Genomic DNA, 279 nt, shown 5'->3' with positions numbered 1-279 from the left:
CTGGTGAACTGAGCGCGAGGGTACGCCACGCGCAACGTCATGGGTGCGGCGAGTTTACCGCACTCCGGCACCGGCTCCGGGGGTCCGGCAAGAACTCTTTACATCTCGTCACAGCTCGCGTTACGCATCGTCGGCACGAAACGCGTCGCGCAGCCAGTCGAGGCGGCCGGCTTCGAACGCGACGACGTCGAATCGGCACGCGGCGCCCGCGCCGTGCCGCGCCCAGAAATCGAGCGCCGCGGCGATCACGCGCCGGCGCTTGCGCCAGCCGACGCTCGC

At 70.3% G+C, this 279-nt stretch carries 1 pseudogene; it reads right to left on the bottom strand.

The annotated features are described in order from the left end of the window. Positions 1 to 120: 120 nt before the first annotated feature. Positions 121 to 279 (bottom strand): annotated as a pseudogene (locus SB816_RS31110) (YraN family protein); the annotation flags it as partial.

It is taken from the genome of Achromobacter sp. SIMBA_011 (genome assembly GCF_046535435.1).
Classification (GTDB): domain Bacteria; phylum Pseudomonadota; class Gammaproteobacteria; order Burkholderiales; family Burkholderiaceae_B; genus Achromobacter; species Achromobacter dolens.
The sequence above is the reverse complement of the archived record's forward strand: the minus strand, read 5'-3'. Positions and strand labels throughout refer to the sequence as shown.